Raw genomic sequence first — 22,794 nt, forward strand, 5'->3', positions numbered from 1 at the left:
TGATGTGCCGTGAGGCCCGAATCAGTAACTCACTGCCGGGTCTGCCAGCGCAGGATTTCCCGGAAACCGGAGCCATTCCACGCACAGCAGGAACCAGCCGCCACGGACTGCAGCCGGATCCATCGTCCAGTTTACCGGCCGCGCCGCAATCTTGTCGAAACAGCCGCCATCGGCTTCGTCGGCACGCTGACGCGGGGCCTGCAGGTCCGGCTATCCGCGGAGCTGATCCCGGACTGCTGCCATCCCGCGGAACAGTTCGGCAAAGCTGGTGCTCAGTGGCGACAGTCCGACGCGGATGCCGTGCGGCGCGCGGAAATCCGGGATGACGTCCTGCTCCCACAGGGCGGCCGTGACGTTCCGGAAGGCCGGATGGTCCACGGTAATGTGGCTGCCCCGGCGGTCAGGATCGCCGGGTGAAGCCAGGATGACGCCCAGGGGTTCCAGCCACGCTTCAAACAGCTCGACGGCGAAAGCGGTAAGTTTCAGGGACTTCTCCCGGATCGCTGCCATCCCGGCTTCTTCAATGAGGTCAAGGGTGCCCTGCATGGCCAGCATCCCGAAGATGGCCGGAGTGCCGCTCAGGAACCCCCGGATGCCGGGCGCCGGCTCGTAGCCCGCTGCCATCTCGAACGCATCCTTGCGTCCCATCCAGCCCCAGATGGGCTGCTTCAGGCTGGCCAGGTGCCGGCTGTTGACGTAGGCGAACGCCGGCGAGCCCGGGCCGCCGTTGAGGTACTTGTAGGTGCAGCCGGCCGCAAAATCCACGCCCGCGCCGTCCAGGTCCAGCTCAACCGAACCCGCCGAGTGGCACAGGTCCCAGACCATCAGGGCTCCTGCCCGGTGGGCGGCTTCGGTGATGGCCGGAAGGTCGGCAAGGAACCCGGAGCGGTAGGCAACATGGCTCAGGAGTACGACGGCGGTCGTCGGCCCGGTGGCTTCCCTCACCTGTTCGGGGGTCACGCCGGCGGCCGGATCAGCTTCGATCCAGCGCAGGGAAAGCCCCTCCTCGCGGGCGATGCCCTCCACCAGGTAACGGTCCGTGGGGAAGTTGTCCGTGTCCAGGACGACTTCCGTCCGGGCAGGGTCTGTCACGGCGGCGAGTGCAGCGCGAAGGAGTTTGTACAGCACCACCGTGGTGGAATCGGCAATGACTGTCTGGCCCGGAGCGGCGCCCAGCACTGCCCTTCCCAGCTGGTCGCCGATGGCCTGCGGCAGCTCCAGCCATTCCTCGTCCCAGCCCCTGATCAGCCGGCCGCCCCAGCCGTCCCGGATGAAGGTGCTGATATCCGTGATACTGCGCTTGAGCGGGCGTCCCAGGGAGTTGCCATCGAGGTAGGACAGGTCCGAATCTGTTCCGATGAAGAGGTCGCGGTAGTGGGCCAGGGGGTCCTGGCCATCGAGGTGGGCAGCCCTTTCGCGCAGCGCGCCGTCGTCGTGATTTTCCACTGCGGGCTGTCCTTCCTCCCTCATTGGCCGATCTCCGTCCGGACGGCGAACAGTTCGGGGAAGAAGGTCAGTTCCAGGGCCTTCTGCAGGAACGCGGCGCCGGTGGAGCCTCCGGTTCCGGATTTCATTCCGATGGTCCGCTGCACCGTGCGCAGGTGCCGGAAGCGCCACAGCTGGAAGTTGTCCTCGAGGTCAACGAGTTCCTCGCAGGCTTCGTAGGCGCCCCAGTTGTCCGCTGCGTTTTCGTAGATGTGCTTGAACAAGGGCACAAGTTCGGGGCGGAACTCGTGGGCCCTGGTGACATCCCGTTCCAGGACTGACTGCGGCACGTCGAAGCCCTGCCTAGCGAGGTAGGCGAGGAATTCGTCGTAGATGCTGGGGGCGTTGAGCAGTTCCTCGAGCATGGCGTGCGCTTCGGGGTCGGATTCAAACACGGGAAGCATTTTGCGGTTCTTGTTTCCCAGGACGAACTCCACGGCACGGTACTGGCTGGACTGGAAGCCCGATGAGTTGCCCAGGAAGCCGCGGAACTGCGAATATTCGGTGGGCGTCAGGGTGGCCAGGACGGACCACTGCTCCGTCAGGGTCTTCTGGATGTGCTTGACCCGGGCGATGCCCTTGAGCGCGGAACCGAGATCGTCTTCACGGAGCCAGGCAGCGGCACTTCGGAGTTCGTGCAGGACCAGTTTGAGCCACAGCTCAGTGGTCTGGTGCTGGATGATGAACAGCAGTTCGTCGTGGTGCTCAGGCTCGCTGACGGGCTGCTGGGCACTGAGCAGGATCGGCAGCTGCAGGTATGATGCATAGCTCATCCGGGAACTGAAGTCGCGGACGATGCCCTTGTCCAGCTTACGGGTGTTCTTTTCAACGGACACAGGTGCCGCCTTCCTGGCTGATGGTTCCCGGGACCGGGTCAGCGCCGAACCAGGAGATCATGCGCCTGGACCACGTCGAGGCGCATCTGGTCAACGAGTGCTTCAGGCCCACGGTATGCCACCATGCCACGGAGCCTGGCCACGAATTCCACCACAACTGTCTGGCCGTAGAGATTGAAGTCCTCCACTGACTCTTCCGGGCGGTCGATCACGTGGGCCTCGACCTGGCGGCTGACGCCGTCGAAAGTGGGGTTGGAACCGACGGAGATGGCTGCCGGCCAGCGGGTCCCGGCCTGGTCGACGAGCCAGCCGGCGTAGATCCCGTCCGCGGGGATGAGCCCGCTCGCGTTGCTTGCCAGGTTCGCGGTGGGGAACCCGAGCGCGCGGCCCCGGGCGGCCCCATGCACTACTTCGCCACGCATCCGGTGCGGACGGCCGAGCACTTCAGCGGCAGTGGCCACATCGCCCTCCTGCAGCGCCTCACGCACCCAGGTGGACGAGCAGCGGCGGTCCTTGCCGTCGTCGTCGTGCAGGGGGTAGCCCTCGGAGCCGAACTCGCTGATGACCTGGACGTCGAAGCCGAACTTCTCGCCCAGCTTCTTCATGGTGTCCAGGTCGCCGGAATTCCCACGGCCGAAACGGGCGTCGTGCCCGATCACCACGTGGCTGGCGTGGAGGCTGTCCACCAGCACCTGGCCCACGAACTCCTCAGGAGTGAGGCTGGCAAGGTTCAGCGAATATTTCATCACCAGGATGGCGTCAAGGCCCAGCTCTCCGAGCGCCTCCAGCTTGTCCTGCAGCCCCATGATCATCTCCGGGGCGGACTCCGGACGGTGAATCAGGGCCGGATGGGGGTCAAACGTCACCGCTACCGCCTTGGTCCGGTTGAGACGGGCGGAGCGGATGAGCTGGGACAGCACCTGCTGGTGGCCACGGTGGACGCCGTCGAAATTGCCAAAGGTGACAACTGATGGACCGAAGTCCGCCGGGACCTCGGACGGATCGTTCCAGATGTAGACCATCACCCTCGCCTTTTACTGCCTGCAACTGACATGTCCCGGAACCTGACCGGCCGCGGAACTCTCTAAGATTACCCGCAAACCCGGCGGGCCCGACTGCTAGCCCCTGGCGCTGGCCGGACGCTTGCCTGGCCGCCGCCGGTACAGCCAGGCCAGCCCCAGGATGGGCAGCAGCAGCGGAATGAAGGCGTAGCCGCGGCCAAAGAGGGACCAGACTGTTTCGTGCGGGAACTGGACCGAATCGAAGATGCTCAGTGCGCCGACCACCAGGACGCCGACCAGCTCCACGAGTACAGCCGTCACGGACACCTTGAACCAGGTGCGGCCCGGCTTGGCCAGGGACACCGTGGCTATGACGTACACCAGGGCCGCAAACGCGGAGAGCAGGTAGGCAAGCGGTGCTTCGGAGAACTTGGTGAGGATCTGGTAGCCGGCGCGGGCGGTGGCCGAGATGGCAAACACCGCGTACACGGCAATCAGGAGGCGGCCGGGTCCGGTGTTGCGTGTGTCCTTGGCCGGTACGGGCGTTATCCCCGGTGTCGCTTCGGAGCTGGATTTCGCAGGACGGGGATTCACGTTGCGGGCTTCTTCCACTTCAGTACCAGATCTGGTTCATTCGGGCGGTCATCACCAGGGCGGTGACGCCGACGGCGGCCAGGACAAAATTGCTCCAACGGGTCCGTTCCAGGATGGACCAGTACACGGCGCCGACGGGGAGCAACAGGGCGGTTGCCTGGTATCCCCAGAATTCCCAGGCTTCGCCGGCCATGTGTTCACCGGCGGCGACCCTGACGATGGAGCCCACGAGGTACACCAGCAGGCCCAGTTCAACGGCGGCGACGGAGAGGATGGTGACGTCATTGGGAGCTTTTTTGAGGATGCCGGCCACCAGGCAGATTCCGCTGGAGACAAGACCGACCACCAGGATGATGTAGAAATATGCGTCCACGCTTAGGCCTCCGGGCCTGTGGAGTTGCCGGGCGCGAACACCAGTACGGGTTTGGCAAAGCTGCCTGAATCCGCCAGCAGCGCCACGAGGCTGCCGTCGGGGGCAAATGCCGCGGCCGGATGCTCTGCCGAGGCCGCCCCCGGGCTTCCTGCCGGTGCGCCGGCCGCAATCCTGCGGCCGAAGGAGATCTCGGTGGTTTCTTCAGGGGTGAGTTCCCTGTTGGGCATAAGGGCGCGGGCGGCTTGTGACATTTCCAGGACATTGAGTTCCTCTGCCAGCTGCTCCAACGTGCCCGCCTGCTCCAGGGAGTAGGGCCCGACCTGCGTGCGCCGCAGCGCGGTCAGGTGGCCGCCGACTCCGAGTGCGTTGCCGAGGTCGCGGGCGAGGGCCCGGATGTAGGTGCCGGAGGAACATTCCACGGTGACGTCGACGTCCACCACGTCCCCGCTTGGTTCCCGCCTGATGCCGTGAACCTCGAACCGGTGGATGGTGACAGGGCGCGCCATGAGTTTTACTTCTTCACCGGACCGCACCCGCGCATAGGCCCGTTCACCGTTGACCTTGATGGCGCTGACGCTGCTTGGCACCTGCTGGATCAGCCCCGTCAGGGCCGCGACGCCGTCGTGGATTGCCTCATTCGTGATTGCTGCAGTGCTGGCGGATGCGATCACGTCACCTTCGGCGTCGTCAGTGATGGTGGACTGGCCAAGCCGGATGGTCGCGGTGTACGTCTTGGACGTCCCCACAATGTAAGTGAGCAGGCGGGTCGCCTTGTTGATTCCCAGCACCAGGACACCGGTGGCCATGGGGTCAAGGGTCCCGGCATGGCCCACTTTCCGGGTACCGGCGAGGCGCCGCATCCGGCCAACCACATCATGGCTGGTCCATCCCTGCGGTTTGTCCACTATCACCAGTCCAGAAAGCACGCTTCCCAGTATATCGGCGCTCGTTCCCGCCCCGACCCACGCTCGTTCCCGCCCTCCCGCGGGTCCCCCGTGCCCGCTCCCTCGCTCCCAGAGCTCCTTCCCACGACCCCTCGCGCCCTCCCCCAAGGAAGGTGCACGGTTAGGATGGCAGACATGCCAGAGCTTGCCCCGCATGTCCGCGACGTTCCCGTCAACCAGATCCGCGAGATCACCGAGGCTGCATGGCGTATTCCCGAAGCGGTGGTGCTGAGCATTGGCGAGCCGGGCTTCCCCCTCCCCCGGCACGTCCTGGACGCCGGCATTGCGTGCCTGGACCGGGACGAGACCAACTACACGCCAAACGCCGGCCTTCCGGCACTGCGGGAGGCTTTCGCCGCCAGGTTCCGGGAACAGCACGCCGCGGGCGGCCACCAAATCGGCATTGGCGCCGACCGTATCTATGTCGTGGCTGGCGCGCAGCAGGGACTCCACCTGGCGATGAGCCTCCTGCTCTCCCCCGGGGATGAAATCCTGATCCCGAATCCCGGTTACCCCACGTTCGCCATGACCAGCAGGCTCCTCAATGCTGTACCGGTTGGCTATCCGCTATATCCCGAACAGGACTTCCAGCCCCGGATCCAGGACATTGAGGCACTCATCACGGAACGGACAAGGGTGCTGATGCTCAACTCACCGTCCAATCCGCTGGGGGCAGTGCTTGGCGAGGACCTGACCCGCCAGCTGGTGGATCTTGCCAGGCGGCGTGACCTCTGGATCATTTCGGATGAATGCTATGAGGCGTTCACCTATGGTGTCCCGCATATCAGCCCGGCGAGCTTCGACAGCGACGTTCCCGGCGAGGCACGCGTATTCACGTCGCTGACGCTTTCCAAGACGTACGGCCTCACCGGGCTCAGAATCGGCGCTTTGGTGTGCCCGCCGGGGCTGGAGCAGAAAATGAACAACGTGATGGAGGCTGTCGTCTCCTGCGTTGCCGCGCCCTCGCAGTATGCAGCGCTCGCCGCGCTGACCGGTCCGCAGGACTATGTGGAGCAGGCCCATGCCCATTACCTGGCCAACAGGGACGCAGCCTCCGCCATCCTCAAGGCGAAGGGCATTCGCTACCTGACGGCACAAGGTGCGTTTTACCTCTGGGCCGACGTCTCGCATGCCAGCGGCGGCGACGTGCGCGCCTGGACACATCAGTTCCTCGCCGAGTCAGGGGTTGCGCTGGCGCCCGGGACCGCCTTTGGTTCCATCGGCGAGGGCTGGGTGCGGATCGCACTGTGCGGCACCCTTCCGGATCTGATGGAAGGCGTGGGCCGGCTGCCGGCGCTAGCCGCGGTTGTTGGCCAGGGCCCCATCCAGCCATGAGCGCAGGACCTGGGCAGGAGCGGCACCTGCCTGGCGGGCCACCACCCTGCCGTCGACGATGACCATCAAGGTGGGAATAGCCTGCACATCAAACCGCCTGGAAAGCCCCGGAGCGTTGTCCACGTCAACTTTGACCAGCTTGATACGGCCGGCCTTTTCGCGGGCCAGCTTGTCCAGCACCGGAGACACCATGCGGCAGGGGCCGCACCATTCGGCCCAGAAATCGATAAGGGCCGGAACCGGTGACTGTTCGGCAACCAGGCCGAAGTCGTGATCGCCGGCGTCGACAATCCAGGGCAGGTCCTGCCGGCAACTGCCGCAGCGCGGGCGGCCGGATGCTGCCGCCGGGATCCGGTTCGTCTTCCCGCAGTTGGGGCATGTGACCAGCGCTGAGCCCGAGTCCGCCACGTCAGTACTCCACCCGGTCCACGAAGTGGCGCCATGCCTCAAAGGGTGCGTTCGACGTCGGAATGTCACTCCTGGTGACGGGCATCAGTTCAGGACGGGAACCTTCGAAGTACTCGTAGAACATAGCGTCGTCGAATCCGGCGGCGGCTGCGCCGTGGCGGTCCGCCGCAAAATGGACTCTCACGATTCGCGCCCACAGGGCCGCAGACAGGCATAACGGGCAAGGTTCGCAGCTCGTGTACAGTACCGAGCCTGCAAGATCGAAGTTCCCAATGGCGGCGGCCGCCGTGCGGATGGCCACTACTTCCGCGTGGGCTGTGGGGTCATTGTCCCGGGTGACCCTGTTGACCCCCTCGTACACCCGGCCGTCCGGTGTCACCACCACCGCGCCGAAGGGTCCGCCGCCATCCCCGACATTTCCTGTGGCGAGCTCCACAGCCTGTTTCAGGTACCGGGCGGACTGGTCGGAATCTTGTGCCATGGTCATAGCTCGATCCTAGTCATGGGGATTCAGGTTAGGGGATGAAATAGGGGGCGCATTAGGGGGCAGCTCCCCAACAACTACCCGCCGGTACAGGCCTAGAGTCTTTACGCCGGGAGCTGCCTGGTCTCGACGCCGGGAGCTGCCTGCCGTTCCTCCCATCCACTCCATATCCCCAGCCCGTCAAGCGCAAAAATCACGGAGTACCCAATGATGAAACGAAAACTCGCGTTTATTGCCTGCTTAGCCGCGATGCTCCCAGCCGCTCCGGCTTACGCGTCCAGCCAGGAACCTGGTATCGAAGTCATGGCAACCGGCCTGGTCTCGCCCCTCCACCTGGCTGTCGGCCCGGGCGAATCCGTCCGCGTCAGCCAGGACTTCGCCGGCATTCTCACCCGGGTGGAGTCCGATGGTGCCAGGAAAGATGTGTACACCACTAAACCGGGCTGGGAAGTGGCCGGCGTGGAAATCCGTAGCGCCGGCACGTATTTCCTCGAGAGCGTGGGCGCGGGCCAAGGTGATCCTGCGAAACTCGAGGGCTACCTGAAACTTCTGGGACCGGAGAATGACGTCCGTACCCTCGCCAGCTTCGCCGACTTCGAACGGAATCATAACCCGGACGGGGACCAGCACTACGGCTTCGCGCCTGATGCCAGCGAGAAATGCCTTGCTGAAGCAGCGTCCCTCCCGAATGCACCTGCACCGCAGTACACGGGGGGCGTGGACTCCCATCCGTACGCCCTGGCGGTCCGGGCAGACACAGCCTATGTTGCGGATGCCGGCATGAATGCTGTCCTTAAGGTTGATCTCGAATCCGGCAAGGTATCAACCCTGGCCGTCCTTCCACCGCGTCCGGTGAAGCTCTCCACGGATGTTGCGGGGTCTTTGGGCGTGCCTGCCTGTGCTGGGTACGAGTACGCTTTCGAACCGGTGCCCACGGATGTGGAGATTGGTCCGGACGGCTGGCTGTACGTCTCATCGCTGCCTGGCGGTCCGGAGGTACCCGGACTCGGCGCACGGGGTGCGATCTTCAAGATCAACCCGTGGAGCGGTGACACGAGCGTTTGGGCCGACCATATCTTGAGTCCTACCGGCCTGGCCGTGGCGGAGAACGGCGACGTGTATGTGGCGTCCCTGTTCGGGGGTGGAGATCCTGAAGTTCAACGGCAATGCAGAGCGGTCCCAGTTCCTGGCCGTGAACCAGCCCGCGGATGTTGAGTATAGGGCCGGTGACGTCTTCGCCACTGTGGACGCCCTGGTGGGGCTGCCGGACCCGTCAGCTCCGGACGCCCCCGCCTCTCAGCCTGGAGGCAGGGTGATCGAAGTCGATTAGTTGCTCAGGAGAGCATTAAATGAAACAGGACCCGGATTCGCATCCGGGCCCTGTTTCATGCTTGCCGGCGTCTGCCGTTACTTGTTGCTGTCTTCTTCGAATTCGCCGTCGTCGCTGAGGTCCAGGTCCTCTTCGTCGAAGTCGTCCTCGTCGATCTCCACATCCGCGGGGATGTCGCTCTTGTACGGATCAGCATCGCCGGCGTGCTTGGCGTTTTCAGCCAAAGCCGCCACCTCGGCGTCGCGCTTCTTCGCCGCCCGGAGGAGTTGCTCCAGGTTAGAGGCGTTCACGGGGATCTGGTCCGCTACAAACTCCAGGGTAGGTGTCAGGCGGACAGTAACGTTGCGGCCCACTTCCTGACGAAGCACACCCTTGGCCTTCTCCAGCCCCTTGGCAGCATCAGCCTGCACAGCCTGGTCGCCGAAAACCGTGTAGTAGATCGTGGCATGCTGCAAATCGTTGGTCACCCGGGCATCCGTAACAGTGATGCCCTCCAGCCGGGGATCCTTAACCTTCCGGCCCAAGGCCTCAGCAACAACAACCTTAATCCGCTGCGCCAACTTGGCAGCCCGTGCGGGATCAGCCATGAACAACTCCTAAAAAAAATTTGGATGTACGACGGCGGCTTACGCCAGCGCACACAGGTTCAGTAATTGCCACGAACTCAGGCGAGGTCACAGCGGACCCGCGTTGGATTTTTCCGGCGGCCAGGGAGTGGCATCCAAGGCGGCAGCCGAGGGCCCCGATGCGAGCTTGCGAGCATTGGGACGGCTGACGCCGCTGCCGGAGCTGGGCGGCCGACGTCGTAAGACGTTGGCCGCCCAGCGTAGGGGCGGGGCCGCCGGAAAAATCCGACGCCCCCGACCCGGCACAGCTAAACGAACAGCTTAGACGCGCGGCTTTTCGCGCATCTCGAAGGTCTCGATGATGTCGCCTTCGGTGATGTCGTTGAACGAGCCAAGACCGATACCACACTCGAAGTCCGTGCGGACCTCAGTGGCGTCGTCCTTGAAGCGCTTGAGCGTCTCAACGGTGAGGTTGTCACCGATGATCTTGCCGTCGCGGCTGATGCGTGCCTTCGTGTTGCGTCGGATAACACCCGAGCGGACGATGGAACCGGCGATGTTTCCGAACTTGGAGGAACGGAAGACTTCGCGGACCTCGGCGGTGCCCAGCTGGACCTCTTCGTACTCCGGCTTGAGCATGCCCTTGAGGGCCATCTCGATGTCATCGATTGCTGCGTAGATGACGGAGTAGAAGCGCATGTCCACGCCTTCGCGGTCTGCCAGTTCGGCAACCCGCTCGGCAGGCTTGACGTTGAAGCCGATGATGACGGCGCTGTCGACGGTTGCCAGGTTGACGTCGTTCTGCGTGATGGCACCGACGCCGCGGTGGATGACGCGCAGCTGCACGCCTTCGCCGACGTCGATCTTGAGCAGTGCGTCTTCGAGGGCCTCCACGGCACCGGACACGTCACCCTTGAGGATGAGGTTGAGGGTGTCGATCTTGCCTTCGGCCACGGCCTGGTCGAAGTCTTCCAGGCTGATGCGCTTGCGGCGCTTGGCCAGTGCGGCGTTACGGTCGGCTGCTTCACGCTTCTCGGCGATCTGACGGGCGGTGCGCTCGTCGGCGGTCACAAAGAAGGTGTCGCCTGCGCGCGGCACGTTGGACAGACCCAGTACCTGCACGGGGCGGGACGGGCCGGCCTCGGTCAGGGCGCTGCCGTCGTCGTCGAACATTGCACGGACACGGCCGTGGGCGGTGCCGGCAACAATCGTGTCACCGACACGGAGGCTACCGGACTGCACCAGGACAGTGGCCACGGAACCGCGGCCCTTGTCCAGGTTGGCCTCGATTGCGATACCGCGGGCGTCCTTGTTCGGGTTGGCGCGCATGTCCAGGGCGGCATCTGCGGTCAGCAGGACGGCCTCGAGCAGCTCGTCGATGTTGAGGTTCTGGCGGGCAGAGACCTCTACGAACATGGTGTCGCCACCGTATTCTTCGGGAACCAGGCCGTACTCGGTCAGCTGGCCGCGGACCTTGTCCGGGTTGGCGCCTTCCTTGTCGATCTTGTTCACGGCCACCACGATGGGCACATTGGCTGCCTGCGCGTGGTTGAGGGCCTCAACGGTCTGCGGCATCACGCCGTCGTCCGCTGCGACCACCAGGATGGCGATGTCGGTGACCTTCGCACCACGGGCACGCATTGCGGTGAACGCCTCGTGGCCAGGGGTGTCGATGAAGGTGATCTTGCGGTCTTCGCCTTCATGGTTGTGCGTGACCTGGTAGGCACCGATGTGCTGCGTGATGCCGCCGTGCTCGCCGGCCATGACGTCGGACTTGCGGATGGCATCGAGCAGGCGGGTCTTACCGTGGTCGACGTGGCCCATGACGGTGACAACAGGAGGACGTGCCTCGAGGTCTTCATCGCCTTCAGCTTCGAGCTCTGCTTCGAAGTCGATGTCAAAGGTGGAGAGCAGCTCGCGCTCCTCGTCCTCCGGTGACACAACCTGGAGCTTGTAGCCGAGTTCTTCACCCAGGAGGGCGAAGGTTTCCTCGTCCAGCGACTGGGTAGCCGTTGCCATTTCACCAAGGTGGAACAGCACGGTCACCAGTGCGGCGGGGTTCGCCTCGATCTTGTCGGCAAAGTCCGTGATGGACGAGCCACGGCGAAGCCGGACGACGGTGTTGCCGTCCCCGCGGGGCACACTGACGCCACCCAGCGACGGAGCACTCATCTGCTCGAGTTCCTGGCGCTTGGCACGCTTCGACTTGCGCTGCTTGCCGCGTCCTGCGCCACCCTTACCGAAGGCACCCTGGGTACCACCGCGCCCGCGGCCACCCTTGCCGAAGCCGCCGCCTGCGGGAGCTCCGCCGCCGGCACCGGGAGCGCCACCTGCACCTGGAGCGCCACCCGGGCGTCCGGGGCCGCGACCGCCGGCAGCCGGGCGTCCGCCGGCACCAGCCGGTGCGGGACGCTCAGTGCGGTTGGGCATCATGCCCGGAGTAGGACGGTTTCCGCCGGCGCCCGCGGGGCGGGGGCCGCCGGGACGGGGGCCACCGGCACCTGCTGCGGGACGGGGACCGCCCGGACCACCTGCGGTACGCGGAGCACCAGCCGGACGGGGACCACCGGCACCTGCTGCGGGACGGGGGCCACCTGGACGGTCGCCGTCGGTGCGGCTTCCACCCGGGCGGGGCATGCCCTGTGAAGGAGCGAACGGGTTGTTACCCGGACGCGGGGGACGTTCTCCGTCGCCGCCGCGGCCGCGGGGCATGCCCTGGGACGTGGCGAACGGATTGTTGCCCGGACGGGGACCGCCGGGACGGGGTGCTGATCCGCCCTGAGCTGATCCACCCTGGCGGGTGGAAGGAGCCGGGGTCTCAGCTTTGGGGGCAGGCCTCGCACCGGGCTTGGCGCCGGTGGAAGGTGCACTTACGGACGGGGCACTTGCAAACGGGGCAGTGGCCGTGGGGCCAGTTGCGGCCGATGCCGCCGGTGCTGCGGGGGCAGCCGGCGCGGCAGGTGCCGAAGCCGCAGCGGGTGCCTCGGCCGGAGCCTTGGGTGCTGCGGGGCGGGAGTCTGCCGACGGGGCAGGCGCCGCGGGACGTGATTCAGCCGACGGGGCGGTCGCCTTGGGCGCAGCAGCCGGAGCTGACGCCTTAGCAGCAGCGTCGGGGTAGGCGTTGCGGAGTTTCCGCACCACCGGGGCCTCAATGGTGGAAGAGGCGGAGCGAACGAATTCGCCCAGTTCCTGCAGTTTTGTCACTGCATCTTTGGAAGTAATACCGAGCTCTTTTGCAAGCTCATGTACGCGGACCTTGGCCACATTTCTCCTGTCTCGGTCCGCACCGAGCCAGGCACGAACCGTCTACTTCTTACTGCGGACCCTCGCCGCGGTTGCAGCTGAAGGGCCCATTGCAGAGCGCAACAAAGTTGTCATCGTTGCGCACTCATCGCTGGGAACTCATCGGGTTTCCATCAGATTTCTGACCCGCTTTCAGGTTGGACGGTTGGTGCTGCTTCTACCGGAGGTATCGGCAGCGTGCCTGCAGCATTCGTGCCCGGCTTGATCCGGCGTTCGACGGCGGCGGTTCCGGTTGCGCCGTTGAGGGCACGTCCGAAAGCTCGCCGCTTGACCGCCAGAGCCAGGCACGATTCGCTGGGGTGCAGCCATGCACCCCGGCCAGGCATCCGGCGTCGTTCATCCACCAGGACAGCGGCGGAACCGCTGCCTTCGGCGACGAGCCGGAGTAACTCAGACCGCGGGGCCTTCTTCCGGCATCCGATGCAGGTACGCTGCGGTTGATCCTCGCTGTGAAGCACTTCTGCCACGGTGAGCATCTTCCTGACGTACATATCTGCCGGCCTGGACCGGCCTGTTCCCCCTTGTCAGCGGAACGGGCAGGCGCAAGGCACACGAATACCGGCCGTTAGGCGCGGTCATTGTCTATTCTAGCCCCTTCGGGCCGTTGTACCGGAAACGCACGCGCGATCCGACACGGCAGGCGTGCTGCCGCGCCCTCGGTCCTGCCCGGCTTCGGCGTCAGTTCTCGCGTGGCGTCGCAGCGTCGGAGACGATGTCGATGCGCCAGCCGGTCAGCTTGGCTGCCAGCCGGGCGTTCTGTCCCTCTTTGCCGATGGCCAGCGAAAGCTGGTAGTCCGGCACTACGACCCGGGCGGACCGGGTGGCCTCGTCAACGATGGTGACGGAATTCACGCGTGACGGCGACAGTGCGCTGGCGATGAACGTGGCTGGATCCTCGCTGAAGTCCACAATGTCGATCTTTTCATCGTTGAGCTCCGTCATGACCGCGCGGACGCGGGAACCCATTTCACCGATGCAGGCACCCTTGGCGTTGATGCCGGAGGTGTTGGCCTTGACGGCGATCTTGGTGCGGTGGCCCGCCTCGCGTGCCAGGGCAACAATCTCAACGGACCGGTCGGCGATCTCCGGCACTTCCAGTTCGAAGAGCTTCCGGACCAGGCCCGGGTGCGAGCGGGAGAGCGTCACGGACGGGCCCTTGGTGCCGCGGTGCACATCGATGACCAGCGCGCGGAGCCGGTTGCCGTGGATGTACTTCTCCCCCGGCACCTGCTCGGGCGGCGGCAGCAGTGCCTCCACCGTGCCCAGGTTGACCTGGATCATGTGCGGGTTGTTGCCCTGCTGGATCAGGCCGGACACGAGTTCACCCTCCCGGCCCTTGAACTCGCCCAGGACGTTGTCGTCCTCCACATCGCGCAGGCGCTGCAGGATGATCTGGCGGGCGGTGCTCGCAGCGATGCGGCCAAAGCCCGCCGGGGTGTCCTCGAACTCGCCGATGGGTGCTCCGTCGTCGTCGATTTCCACAGCCCAGATGGTTACGTGGCCGCTCTTGCGGTCCAGTTCCGCGCGGGCCTTCTCAAAGGCGCCGGGCGACTTGTGGTAGGCCACCAGGAGCGCCTGCTCGATGGTGGGGATCAGGAGGTCCAGCGGGATTTCACGCTCACGCTCCAGGAGTCTCAGTGCGCTCATGTCAATATCCATCAGGCCTCCTCAGAAGGTCCATTGTGCTCAGGTTCCAGACCAGCCTCGTCGAGGTGGCTGAATTCGATCTCGACTTTTCCGGTGCGGATCCTGTCGAAAGGAAGTTTCACGGGCTCGCCCTGCTTGGGCTTCATGCCTTTCTTCACTGCGATTTCCGGGACAATGGTCACTCCGGAATCATCCACGGACTGGAGCCGGCCAGTGACGTTCTCACCCTGGATGACATTGACCTTCACCATGCGGCCGCGGGCCCGGTGCCAGTGCCGGGGCTCGGTCAGCGGCCGGCCGACGCCGGGCGATGAGACTTCAAGGTCGTAGGGACGGCCGTCATCGTTGGGATCGTTGTCCAGGACGTCCGAGAGGACCTTGGAGATGTCCGCGATGACGTCCAGGTTGACGCCGCCTGTTTCCTCCTGCGGCAGGTCCACCACCACGTGGACCACCCGGTGCGAACCGGCGATGATGGAGACGTCCTCAAGGTACAGGCGGTTGGCCTGGACCGCGGGTTCAAGCAATGCCCGGAGCCGGGCGGCTTCCGGATTCTGGGCAGGCGAAGCGTCAGCCCTACCCGAACCGGTATGGCCTGATGAAGTCGTGGCTTCTGCGCTACTCACGATGCCGGACGCCTCCCGATAGATGATGTTGTGACTACTAGCCTAACGATTTTCCGGAGGCAGTGGTGCACGGAGTATGCCCCCAGGCGTGACAACATGGTCTGTTGTGAAAGACGACAGCCAGGAAATCAGCCCCAACAGGCGCTATTTCCGGTACGCAGTCTTTTCGCTCACAGCCCTCCTAGTCCTGAGCCTGGGCATCGCCCTCATCCCCCGGCCACCCGCTCCCCCGGCGGAGCCGCCGTTTTCGGAGAAAGCCAGGGCAGCGGCCTTTGCGGACACCGTGTCCCTGCGCTCCGCGACCCTGGAACTGGCGGGCGCTGCGGGCGGCCCCGGTTCGGCAGTTGCTCCGGCGGCCGGCTCCGGGGCGTTGGACCGCATTGTGAATTTGCTGACTACCCAGGCCAGGGCCCTGATGCTTGCCGGAGACCTCATGCCTCCCGGAGATTCATCATCAGCCCCCGGGACGTCGGATTCGCCTGCGGCCGGAACGACGCCAGCACCCACGGCAGGAACCACTACAGCCACCGGAGGAACCACGGCAGGACCTGCCGGCGGTCCTTCCGCCCGGGCATCAATGCCTCCGCGCCCGTCCTCTACAGCGGAGCTGGCTGTGGCGCTGTCGGCCAGCGGGGTGCAGCGGCTCAAGGATTCGGAAACGGCCGACGGCGGCATGGCCCGCCTTCTCGCCGGCGCCGGTACGGCACAGCTCCTGGCTGCCCAGGACCTGGCCGCCACTGCCGGGGTACCCGCGGACGCGCTTCCTGCTCCCGCCCCGGACCCGGGATCCGCGACCGGTCAGGCCGGGGACCTCGGCGGAGCCGGGGACCTCGGCGCCACAGAACAGCCCGAAGCCACTCCCGCCCCGTCAGGGACCCAGGCTGGCCCGGCCTGTGCCGGCCCTGTTCCGTCGGCCGGCGCTTCCGCTGCCCCGTCCGCCGCCGCATCCGGAGCGGCGACCAGTGCAAGCCTGGCGTCGGCCTTGTCAGCAGCCGTGGAAAGTGAACAGGAAGTGGTCTACGGCTACCAGGCGGCGCTCACGAGGTTGGACCAGGCGTCAGTTGTTCCGGCATCCCACCTTCTGGAACAGCATCAGGAGCTAGCAGCCGAGGCTGCGGCGCAGGGCAGGATGCATTGCGCCGCTGTTCCGCCGCAGCAGCCGGGCTATGCCCTTACCGAGGCCTTCCTTGCCGCTCCGGCAGCCGGACTGGGGCAGCTGGAAGCCGGCACATTGACGGTCTATGGAGATGTAGTGGCCCTCAGCGCGGGCCCGACCCGGAGCTGGGCTGTCGCGGCGCTCCTGGGGGCCGCCCGGCGGACGCTTCATTGGGGCGCCGACACCGGGCCACTCCCCGGCGTACTCCTGGACCAATCCGAGCTACCGCAGCTTCCCGGCTAGCCTACCCAAGAGCGTCCCCGGCCCGCAGGAACGTTCCGCCCCCGCACCGGTTATGCGGCCCCGGACCGTTCCTGAAGCAGGATTGTTCCCCTCGCTCCAGCCGGGGCTGCTGGCACTGGGCTGCAAGTGGTGGTTTGCTGAATTCATGGATTCCCACAACCCATCCGAGCCGGCCGAACCAACAGGCGTCGCGGGTAACCGAGACCTGGAACGCCACCTAGAAAGTGAGCCGCATGACAACGATGCGGCACAGCGGCTCAACTGGCTCCGCGCCGGGGTGTTGGGGGCCAATGACGGCATAGTCTCCGTCGCCGCCATCGTGGTGGGCGTGGCCGGAGCGACTTCGGCCACAGGGCCGATCCTCGCCGCCGGGGCAGCCGGGCTGGTCGGCGGAGCTGTCTCCATGGCCCTTGGCGAATATGTCTCCGTGAGCAGCCAGAGCGACAGCCAGAAAGCACTGATCGAAAAGGAACGCCGGGAACTTGCCGAAGAGCCCGAGGAGGAACTTGCCGAGCTGACTGCCATCTACCGTGAGAAGGGCCTCAGCCCCGAAACCGCCCGCGCTGTAGCGGTCGAGCTGACAAACCACGATGCCCTCGCGGCGCATCTTTCAGCAGAGCTCAACATCGACGAGTCCGATATCGTCAGCCCCTGGCACGCCGCTGTAGCCTCGGCGGTCGCATTCACCCTGGGCGCCGCCCTGCCGATGCTTGCCATCCTCCTGCCGCCGCAGGGCATCAGGGTTCCGTTGACCTTCGGCGCCGTACTGGTGGCGCTGGCCCTGACAGGGGCAGTGGGCGCCTGGATCGGCGGCGGTTCGAAGTCGCGGGCTGCCGTCCGTGTGGTGGTTGGCGGTGCATTGGCCCTTGCCGCGACGTTCTCGATCGGCAACCTACTGGGTGCCACCGGCGTCGTCTGAGCCCGACGCGCTGCTTTGATGGCGTGCGCCGCGGACCGCAAAACCCAGTGTCAACTACGCTGGAGCTGATGAACCAGCAGACCGAAGTTCCGATTCCCCCGGATCTCACCGCGCGGTACAGCCGCAGCAGTGCAGGCCGGGCATGGCTGGCTGCGCTGCCCGGCCTGCTGCAGGGCCGGCTTGAGCACTGGGAGCTGGAGGCGGAGCTGGCCCCCGGCGCCTTCCCGTGGAACGGTCATGGTGGCCTGGTCATTCCCGTCTGCCGGTACGACGGCACGCCAGCGGCGCTGAAGATCGCCTTCCCGCATGATGAAGCGCGGGTCGAGCGCCACGCCCTGACCCTCTGGGGCGGGCACGGCGCTGTACGCCTCCTGGAATCCGATGCCGGTACCTGCGCCATGCTGTTGGAGCGCCTTGACGCGGACTACTCGCTGCAGACCGTCGCGATGGAAGACGCCGCGACCGTCTGGGGCGCACTGATGCGACAGCTCAGCCTGGTTCCCGATGGCAGGCAGCAGTGGCAGGAGTTCGACCACATCGCCGGGCGGGCCGAGCAGTGGAGCGATGACCTTCCGGCGGAGTGGGAACAGCAGGGCCGCCCGTTTCCGCGCTGGCTGCTGGAAGCCGCCCTCGAAGTCTGCCAAACCCGGGGCGCGGTGGGACGGCGTTCGGGCCACGACGTACTGGTACACACGGACTTCCATTTCCTGAACATCCTGGCCAGGCCAGACACCGCAGGCGAACGCTTGCTTTCCGGGGACGGCTTCGCCGCCATCGACCCGCAGCCGATGATCGGCGAGCCGGAGTTTGCGGTGGCTCCGCTCCTGTGGAACCGGATCGGGGACCTCCCGCGAAGCGACCCGCAGGAAGGCCTCAGGCAGCGCTGCCGGGACTTCAGCGTCGCGGCAGGCCTGGATGCGGAAGTGGCCCGCCAATGGGGCATCGCCCGGGAGGTCGACAACGCTCTCTGGTACGCGTCCAAGCCGCACCACCAAGGGGATTTGGCACGTTCGCTGTGGGTAGCCAGCACCCTGGCAGGCAGGACTTTGGACAGCCTTCCCGCTGCGCATTCCCTGCCCGAACCAGGACAGGAACAGACCGCCGGCTGACGGACTGCCTTCCGGGTCAGCCGGATTGCGACCGGACGGCCGCGAAAGCCGAACTGACGGCGTCCACCGCCGTGCCGACGTCGTCCGTGTCAGTGCTCCAGTTGCTGACCGACACGCGCAGCACATCGCGGCCCTTCCAGCGTGACCCGGACATCCAGACTTTGCCGTCCTCGATGACGCGGGCCGTCACGGCGCGGGTGGTGGCGTCGTCTCCGAAGGCAAGCGAAACCTGGGTGTAATCGACAGGGTTCAGCACCTCGATGCCTTCCACCTGGTCCAATCGTTCGGCGATCAAGGAAGCGGCTTCCGCAAGTCCGCGGACCTGCGCTGCCACCCCTTCCCGGCCCAGCGAGCGGAGGGCGGCCCACACCGGGACGCCGCGTCCGCGCCGGGAGAGCTCAGGCACTTTCTGGAACGGATCGCCCGGGCCTTCGGCGTCCGGGACCAGGTAGCTCGTGGTCAGCCCCATGGCACTGCGAAGCGCCACCGAATCGCGGACGATGCTGATTCCGCAGTCGTAGGGAACGTTGAGTGTCTTGTGGGCGTCAGTCCCCCACGAATCGGCCGCTTCCATGCCCTCAGTAAGGGAGGCAAATTCCGGGACTGCTGCTGCCCACAGGCCGAAGGCGCCGTCGATGTGGACCCAGGCGCCATGCCGGCGGGCAACCCTAATTGCATCGGCGAACGGGTCGAAGGCCCCTGAATGCAGGTTCCCGGCCTGGAGAAAGACAAGGGCGGGCCCCGTGTCCTCTGAGAGCAGCCTGTCCAACTCGGCGGGAATCAGTCTTCCCCGGTCGTCAGCGGCTACCGCAGTGGGCCGGCCAAGGCCGAGGTAGCGCAGGCCCAGGTCGATCGTCTCGTGCCGTTCCTGCCCTGCGAAACACCTGATCCGCGGCGCTCCCGACAGCCCCTCCCGGTCAAGGTCCCAGCCGGCATCAGTCATCAGCCGCCACCGGGCAGCTGCCATTCCGGTGAAGTTGGCCATCGTGGCACCTGTCGTAAAGCCGACGTCGGCCTCCTCCGGAAGCCCCAGGAGCTGCAGCAGCCAGTTGCCGGCGGCTTCTTCGATGGCTGCAATCGCAGGGGTGGCGTAGCGCATGCCCGAGTTCTGGTCCCACGCGCTGACCAGCCAGTCCGCGGCCAGCGCGGCCGGCAGGGTACCGCCGATCACCCAGCCGAAGAACCGGCCGGAAGGCATGGCCATCAGCCCCGGCTCCGCCTTGGCTGCGAGGTAGTCCACGACGTCGGCGGCGGGCATCCCGCCGTCAGGGAGGGGCCCGCCGAAGTCCTTCGCCAGGTCATGGGCTGTCACTCCGGGACCGACGTGCCGGCCAGGCAGGCTCCCCAGCCAGTCAGCCGCATGACCGGCCGCAGCGGACAATGCTGCCGAATACGGTTCAGCGCCTGCGGACATACCAGCATGCTACGCCTGCCCCGGACCAGGCACGAGGCCTTGAATGTGACCTGCCGCGGACCGCGGGCAGGGCGCGTTCCGCTGGCGGAGAGCCGGCAGAAGCGGGCTAGGTGAAGTTTTCCTGCCACACGTCATAGCCGAGCTTGATGATCAGGGCGCCCACCACGAGCAGGAAGACAACCTTGATGAAGCCGCTTCCCTGCTTCACCGCGGTCCGCGCGCCGAGGTAGCCTCCCGCCATGTTGGCCACCCCCAGCAGCAGGCCGACACCCCACAACAGGGAGCCGTGCGGCAGGAAGAAGAGCAGGGCGCCGGCGTTGGTGGCCATGTTAACGATCTTGGCTTTAGCGCTGGCCTCCAGGAAGGCGTACCCCATGGCGGAGACCAGCGCGATGACCAGGAAGGAACCGGTGCCCGGGCCGATCAGCCCGTCGTAAAAGCCGATCACGGCCCCAATGAGGCAGGCCACCACATAGTGTTTGCGGCCGTTGTGCCGGAGCACCGTGATCTCCCCGACGTCAGGCTTGAGGGCGGTGAAAAGGGCGACGGCGACCAGCGCCACCACGATGATGGGCTTGAAGACACTCGAGGGCAGGTTTGCCGCCAGGACGGCGCCCCCGAAACTGCCGCCCAGGGCGATCACCGCCATCGGCACGGCAGTTCGGAGGTCCGGCTTAATGCGTCCGTAGTAGGTGACGGCACTGGTGGTGGTGCCGAAAATGGACCCCATCTTGTTGGTGGCAAGGGCCTGGACAGGCGTAATGCCGGGTACCAGCAGCAGGGCGGGGAGCTGGAGCAGTCCGCCCCCGCCGACCACTGCATCCACCCAGCCTGCGGCGAACCCTGCCACCACAATCAGGATGAGAGTGCCGAGCTGAACCGACTCGAAACCCGAAACCATTGCCTACAGCGAACGCGTATCAGCTGGCGCGGACGGCATTGACCACATAGTCAACAGCCTTGTCCACTGCCACGTTTTCCGCGTCGCCCGTGCGGCGGTCCTTGATCTCGACCACGCCGTCCACCAGCCCGCGGCCGACGGCGAGGATGGTGGGGACGCCCACCAGCTCGGCGTCGCCGAACTTCACGCCGGGGGAAACCTTCGGGCGGTCGTCATAGATGACGTCCAGGCCGGCTGCTTCAAGATCCAGGGCGAGCTGCTCCGCAGTGGCGAAGATCTCCTCGCCGCGGCCGACAGCCACCACGTGAACATCGGCGGGGGCGACGGCGCGAGGCCATACCAGGCCCTTCTCGTCGTGGTTGGACTCCGCGAGGGCTGCGACTGCCCTGGTGACACCCACGCCGTAGGAACCCATGGTGACCACCACCTGCTTGCCGTTCTGGTCCAGCACCTTCAGCTCGAGGGCTTCGGCGTACTTGCGGCCCAGCTGGAAAATGTGGCCCATTTCGATGCCGCGGGCGAGAGCCAGCGGTCCGGACCCGTCCGGGGCGGGGTCGCCTTCGCGGACGTCCGTGCATTCGATGACGCCGTCCCAGCTGAAGTCGCGCCCGGCCACCAGGCCGTACACGTGCTTGCCGGCCTCATTGGCTCCGGTGATCCAGGCGGTGCCGCTGACAACGCGGGGATCAACGAGGTACAGGAGCCCGGTCGTGCTTTCGGCGCCCAGCAGGGGCTCGTCCAGGGCCAGGCCGGGGCCAAGGTAGCCCTTGACGATGAGGGGCTGCTTCTTGAGGTCGTCGTCATTGGCAGCCTCCAATCCGATCTCCCCCGCGATGGGCAGGAAGGAACCGATGTTTGCTTCCACTCGCTTCAGGTCAACGCCGCGGTCACCCGGCAGGCCAATGACCACAAGCTGGCGTTCACCGGTGGGCAGGGTGACCGCGAGGACAACGTTCTTGAGGGTATCTGCGGCAGTCCAGGCGCCGCCGTCGGCCTCGCTGCGGGGAGCCAGTTCGTTGGATGCCGCCACCAGGGTATCGATCGTGGGGGTATTAGGTGTGTCCAGCACCTCGGCGGGGGGAGCTGCGGTGAAGTTGATGTCGGCCGGGACCACTGTGGTAACGGCCTCGACGTTGGCAGCGTACCCGCCGGCTGAGCGCACGAAGGTGTCCTCGCCGACCTCGGTGGGATGCAGGAACTCTTCGCTCTTGGACCCGCCCATGGCGCCTGCGGTGGCGGCCACCGGAATCACTTCCAGGCCCAGCCGCTCGAAGATCCGCAGGTAGGCGCCGCGGTGGGCCGCGTAGCTGGCATCCAGGCCGGCGTCATCCACGTCGAAGGAGTAGGAGTCCTTCATGATGAACTCACGGCCGCGGAGGAGCCCGGCACGGGGCCGTGCCTCATCACGGTACTTGTTCTGGATCTGGTACAGGCTCAGCGGCAGGTCCTTGTACGAGGAGTACAGGTCCTTGACCAGGAGGGTAAACATTTCCTCGTGCGTGGGGGCCAGCAGGTAATCGGCGCCCTTGCGGTCCTGGAGGCGGAAGAGGCCCTCGCCATACTCGGTCCAGCGGTTGGTGACCTCATACGGCTCACGCGGCAGCAGGGCCGGGAAGTGGACTTCCTGGGCGCCGATGGCGGCCATCTCCTCACGGATGACGGCTTCAACCTTTCGCAGGACGCTGAGGCCCAATGGCAGCCAGGTGTAAATTCCGGGTGCGGCACGGCGGATATAGCCGGCGCGGACCAGGAGCCGGTGGCTGGCGACCTCGGCGTCGACGGGGTCTTCACGCAGGGTGCGCAGGAAAAGCTGGGACAGTCTGAGGACCACGGGCGGGTATCCGTTTCTGGGGGAAGTGCTGCTGGGAAAGCAGGGCCGGGCAAATCGTCTGCGTACTAATCTACCGGCAAAGCCCGCCTTGCCCTGCGGAGCTTGTCCGCAGCCGGGGTCCTGGACGGGACAGCGAAGAGCCACGTCCGGTGCTGCAAAGCCCCTGGCCCCCCATTCGGGCTGGTCATTGCAACCGGACGTGGCTCCTCTTGCGTTAACGCCGTTGATACTGGTGAGGACTGGTGAGACCGTCCACCCCACTCCAGCGCAGCTAGATCGAACCTATGTG

At 65.9% G+C, this 22,794-nt stretch carries 21 protein-coding genes; 5 read left to right on the forward strand and 16 right to left on the reverse strand.

The features are described from left to right. Window positions 1–210 precede the first annotated feature (210 nt). The 6 genes from kynU to truB form a co-directional block, all read right to left on the reverse strand. A complete protein-coding gene (kynU, locus tag QFZ40_RS12885) occupies window positions 211–1,446 on the reverse strand; it encodes a kynureninase (RefSeq protein ID WP_373427429.1) in 1,236 nt (411 codons plus the stop codon). A 20-nt stretch (window positions 1,447–1,466) separates the two neighbouring features. Continuing rightward, complete coding sequence (gene kynA / locus QFZ40_RS12890) at window positions 1,467–2,321, reverse strand: tryptophan 2,3-dioxygenase (RefSeq protein ID WP_306904847.1); 855 nt, start codon at window positions 2,319–2,321, stop codon at window positions 1,467–1,469. Between the two features lie 38 nt (window positions 2,322–2,359). Continuing rightward, window positions 2,360–3,343 carry a bifunctional riboflavin kinase/FAD synthetase gene (locus QFZ40_RS12895; protein ID WP_306904848.1) on the reverse strand — a complete coding sequence of 328 codons (984 nt, stop codon included), beginning with the start codon at window positions 3,341–3,343 and terminating at the stop codon, window positions 2,360–2,362. A 96-nt stretch (window positions 3,344–3,439) separates the two neighbouring features. Further along, window positions 3,440–3,916, reverse strand: coding sequence for a hypothetical protein (locus QFZ40_RS12900; protein ID WP_373427430.1), 477 nt, complete (start codon window positions 3,914–3,916; stop codon window positions 3,440–3,442). A gap of 19 nt (window positions 3,917–3,935) precedes the next feature. Continuing rightward, on the reverse strand, window positions 3,936–4,289 hold the full coding sequence (locus QFZ40_RS12905) for a hypothetical protein (protein WP_306904850.1): 354 nt from the start codon (window positions 4,287–4,289) through the stop codon (window positions 3,936–3,938). Window positions 4,290–4,291: 2 nt separating this feature from the next. Beyond that, the gene (truB, locus tag QFZ40_RS12910) at window positions 4,292–5,215 is read right to left on the reverse strand and encodes a tRNA pseudouridine(55) synthase TruB (protein ID WP_306904851.1); all 924 of its coding nucleotides are present in this window, start codon (window positions 5,213–5,215) and stop codon (window positions 4,292–4,294) included. Between the two features lie 153 nt (window positions 5,216–5,368). On the opposite strand from truB, the gene QFZ40_RS12915 reads away from it, so the two are divergent. Beyond that, the gene (locus tag QFZ40_RS12915) at window positions 5,369–6,568 is read left to right on the forward strand and encodes a pyridoxal phosphate-dependent aminotransferase (RefSeq protein WP_306904853.1); all 1,200 of its coding nucleotides are present in this window, start codon (window positions 5,369–5,371) and stop codon (window positions 6,566–6,568) included. Here QFZ40_RS12915 and trxA read toward each other — a convergent pair. Together trxA and QFZ40_RS12925 are read right to left on the reverse strand one after the other, a co-directional pair. Further along, the gene (trxA, locus tag QFZ40_RS12920) at window positions 6,530–6,976 is read right to left on the reverse strand and encodes a thioredoxin (protein WP_306904855.1); all 447 of its coding nucleotides are present in this window, start codon (window positions 6,974–6,976) and stop codon (window positions 6,530–6,532) included. The genes QFZ40_RS12915 and trxA overlap by 39 nt on opposite strands. A 1-nt stretch (window position 6,977) precedes the next feature. Beyond that, window positions 6,978–7,463 carry a nucleoside deaminase gene (locus QFZ40_RS12925; protein WP_306904856.1) on the reverse strand — a complete coding sequence of 162 codons (486 nt, stop codon included), beginning with the start codon at window positions 7,461–7,463 and terminating at the stop codon, window positions 6,978–6,980. 204 nt (window positions 7,464–7,667) lie between these two features. On the opposite strand from QFZ40_RS12925, the gene QFZ40_RS12930 reads away from it, so the two are divergent. After that, a complete protein-coding gene (locus QFZ40_RS12930; protein ID WP_306904857.1) occupies window positions 7,668–8,675 on the forward strand; it encodes a ScyD/ScyE family protein in 1,008 nt (335 codons plus the stop codon). Between the two features lie 192 nt (window positions 8,676–8,867). Here the strand turns inward: QFZ40_RS12930 and rbfA are convergent, their stop codons facing one another. The 5 genes from rbfA to rimP all read right to left on the reverse strand — a co-directional run bounded on the left by rbfA (window position 8,868) and on the right by rimP (window position 14,932). Beyond that, a complete protein-coding gene (gene rbfA, locus QFZ40_RS12935; protein WP_306904858.1) occupies window positions 8,868–9,377 on the reverse strand; it encodes a 30S ribosome-binding factor RbfA in 510 nt (169 codons plus the stop codon). 300 nt (window positions 9,378–9,677) lie between these two features. Beyond that, the gene (gene infB / locus QFZ40_RS12940) at window positions 9,678–12,620 is read right to left on the reverse strand and encodes a translation initiation factor IF-2 (protein ID WP_306904860.1); all 2,943 of its coding nucleotides are present in this window, start codon (window positions 12,618–12,620) and stop codon (window positions 9,678–9,680) included. A 152-nt stretch (window positions 12,621–12,772) separates the two neighbouring features. Continuing rightward, window positions 12,773–13,135, reverse strand: a complete 363-nt coding sequence (locus tag QFZ40_RS12945) for a YlxR family protein (protein ID WP_306906915.1) — start codon at window positions 13,133–13,135, stop codon at window positions 12,773–12,775. A gap of 202 nt (window positions 13,136–13,337) precedes the next feature. Beyond that, entirely contained in the window at window positions 13,338–14,318 is a 981-nt protein-coding gene (nusA, locus tag QFZ40_RS12950) for a transcription termination factor NusA (protein ID WP_306904861.1), read from the reverse strand. After that, window positions 14,318–14,932 (reverse strand): ribosome maturation factor RimP, encoded by a 615-nt coding sequence (gene rimP, locus QFZ40_RS12955; protein WP_306904862.1) that lies wholly within the window; start codon window positions 14,930–14,932, stop codon window positions 14,318–14,320. The genes nusA and rimP overlap by 1 nt, the downstream gene beginning before the upstream one ends. Window positions 14,933–15,038: 106 nt before the next feature. On the opposite strand from rimP, the gene QFZ40_RS12960 reads away from it, so the two are divergent. The 3 genes from QFZ40_RS12960 (at window position 15,039) to QFZ40_RS12970 (ending at window position 18,359) form a co-directional block, all read left to right on the forward strand. Next, window positions 15,039–16,331 carry a DUF4439 domain-containing protein gene (locus tag QFZ40_RS12960; protein WP_306904863.1) on the forward strand — a complete coding sequence of 431 codons (1,293 nt, stop codon included), beginning with the start codon at window positions 15,039–15,041 and terminating at the stop codon, window positions 16,329–16,331. A 145-nt stretch (window positions 16,332–16,476) separates the two neighbouring features. Then, on the forward strand, window positions 16,477–17,250 hold the full coding sequence (locus QFZ40_RS12965; RefSeq protein WP_306904864.1) for a VIT1/CCC1 transporter family protein: 774 nt from the start codon (window positions 16,477–16,479) through the stop codon (window positions 17,248–17,250). A 68-nt stretch (window positions 17,251–17,318) separates the two neighbouring features. Continuing rightward, window positions 17,319–18,359 (forward strand): aminoglycoside phosphotransferase family protein, encoded by a 1,041-nt coding sequence (locus QFZ40_RS12970; protein ID WP_306904865.1) that lies wholly within the window; start codon window positions 17,319–17,321, stop codon window positions 18,357–18,359. 16 nt (window positions 18,360–18,375) lie between these two features. On the opposite strand, the gene QFZ40_RS12975 is transcribed toward QFZ40_RS12970, so the two are convergent. From QFZ40_RS12975 to QFZ40_RS12985, 3 genes are all read right to left on the reverse strand, one after another. After that, window positions 18,376–19,773 carry a pyridoxal phosphate-dependent decarboxylase family protein gene (locus tag QFZ40_RS12975; protein WP_306904866.1) on the reverse strand — a complete coding sequence of 466 codons (1,398 nt, stop codon included), beginning with the start codon at window positions 19,771–19,773 and terminating at the stop codon, window positions 18,376–18,378. Between the two features lie 106 nt (window positions 19,774–19,879). After that, complete coding sequence (locus tag QFZ40_RS12980) at window positions 19,880–20,674, reverse strand: sulfite exporter TauE/SafE family protein (protein ID WP_306904867.1); 795 nt, start codon at window positions 20,672–20,674, stop codon at window positions 19,880–19,882. Window positions 20,675–20,693: 19 nt separating this feature from the next. Beyond that, window positions 20,694–22,505, reverse strand: coding sequence for a proline--tRNA ligase (locus QFZ40_RS12985; RefSeq protein ID WP_306904868.1), 1,812 nt, complete (start codon window positions 22,503–22,505; stop codon window positions 20,694–20,696). Window positions 22,506–22,794 lie beyond the last annotated feature (289 nt).

This window comes from Arthrobacter pascens (assembly GCF_030816475.1).
Taxonomy (GTDB): domain Bacteria; phylum Actinomycetota; class Actinomycetes; order Actinomycetales; family Micrococcaceae; genus Arthrobacter; species Arthrobacter pascens_B.

Bases quoted from the DNA above. Each gene is read 5' to 3' on its own strand.
- QFZ40_RS12895 (WP_306904848.1), bottom strand. From the start codon at position 3,343: ATGGTCTACATCTGGAACGATCCGTCCGAGGTCCCGGCGGACTTCGGT.
- QFZ40_RS12915 (WP_306904853.1), top strand. From the start codon at position 5,369: ATGCCAGAGCTTGCCCCGCATGTCCGCGACGTTCCCGTCAACCAGATC.
- QFZ40_RS12925 (WP_306904856.1), bottom strand. From the start codon at position 7,463: ATGACCATGGCACAAGATTCCGACCAGTCCGCCCGGTACCTGAAACAG.
- QFZ40_RS12930 (WP_306904857.1), top strand. From the start codon at position 7,668: ATGATGAAACGAAAACTCGCGTTTATTGCCTGCTTAGCCGCGATGCTC.
- rbfA (WP_306904858.1), bottom strand. From the start codon at position 9,377: ATGGCTGATCCCGCACGGGCTGCCAAGTTGGCGCAGCGGATTAAGGTT.
- QFZ40_RS12945 (WP_306906915.1), bottom strand. From the start codon at position 13,135: ATGCTCACCGTGGCAGAAGTGCTTCACAGCGAGGATCAACCGCAGCGT.
- nusA (WP_306904861.1), bottom strand. From the start codon at position 14,318: ATGGATATTGACATGAGCGCACTGAGACTCCTGGAGCGTGAGCGTGAA.
- QFZ40_RS12965 (WP_306904864.1), top strand. From the start codon at position 16,477: ATGGATTCCCACAACCCATCCGAGCCGGCCGAACCAACAGGCGTCGCG.
- QFZ40_RS12970 (WP_306904865.1), top strand. From the start codon at position 17,319: ATGAACCAGCAGACCGAAGTTCCGATTCCCCCGGATCTCACCGCGCGG.
- QFZ40_RS12975 (WP_306904866.1), bottom strand. From the start codon at position 19,773: ATGTCCGCAGGCGCTGAACCGTATTCGGCAGCATTGTCCGCTGCGGCC.
- QFZ40_RS12980 (WP_306904867.1), bottom strand. From the start codon at position 20,674: ATGGTTTCGGGTTTCGAGTCGGTTCAGCTCGGCACTCTCATCCTGATT.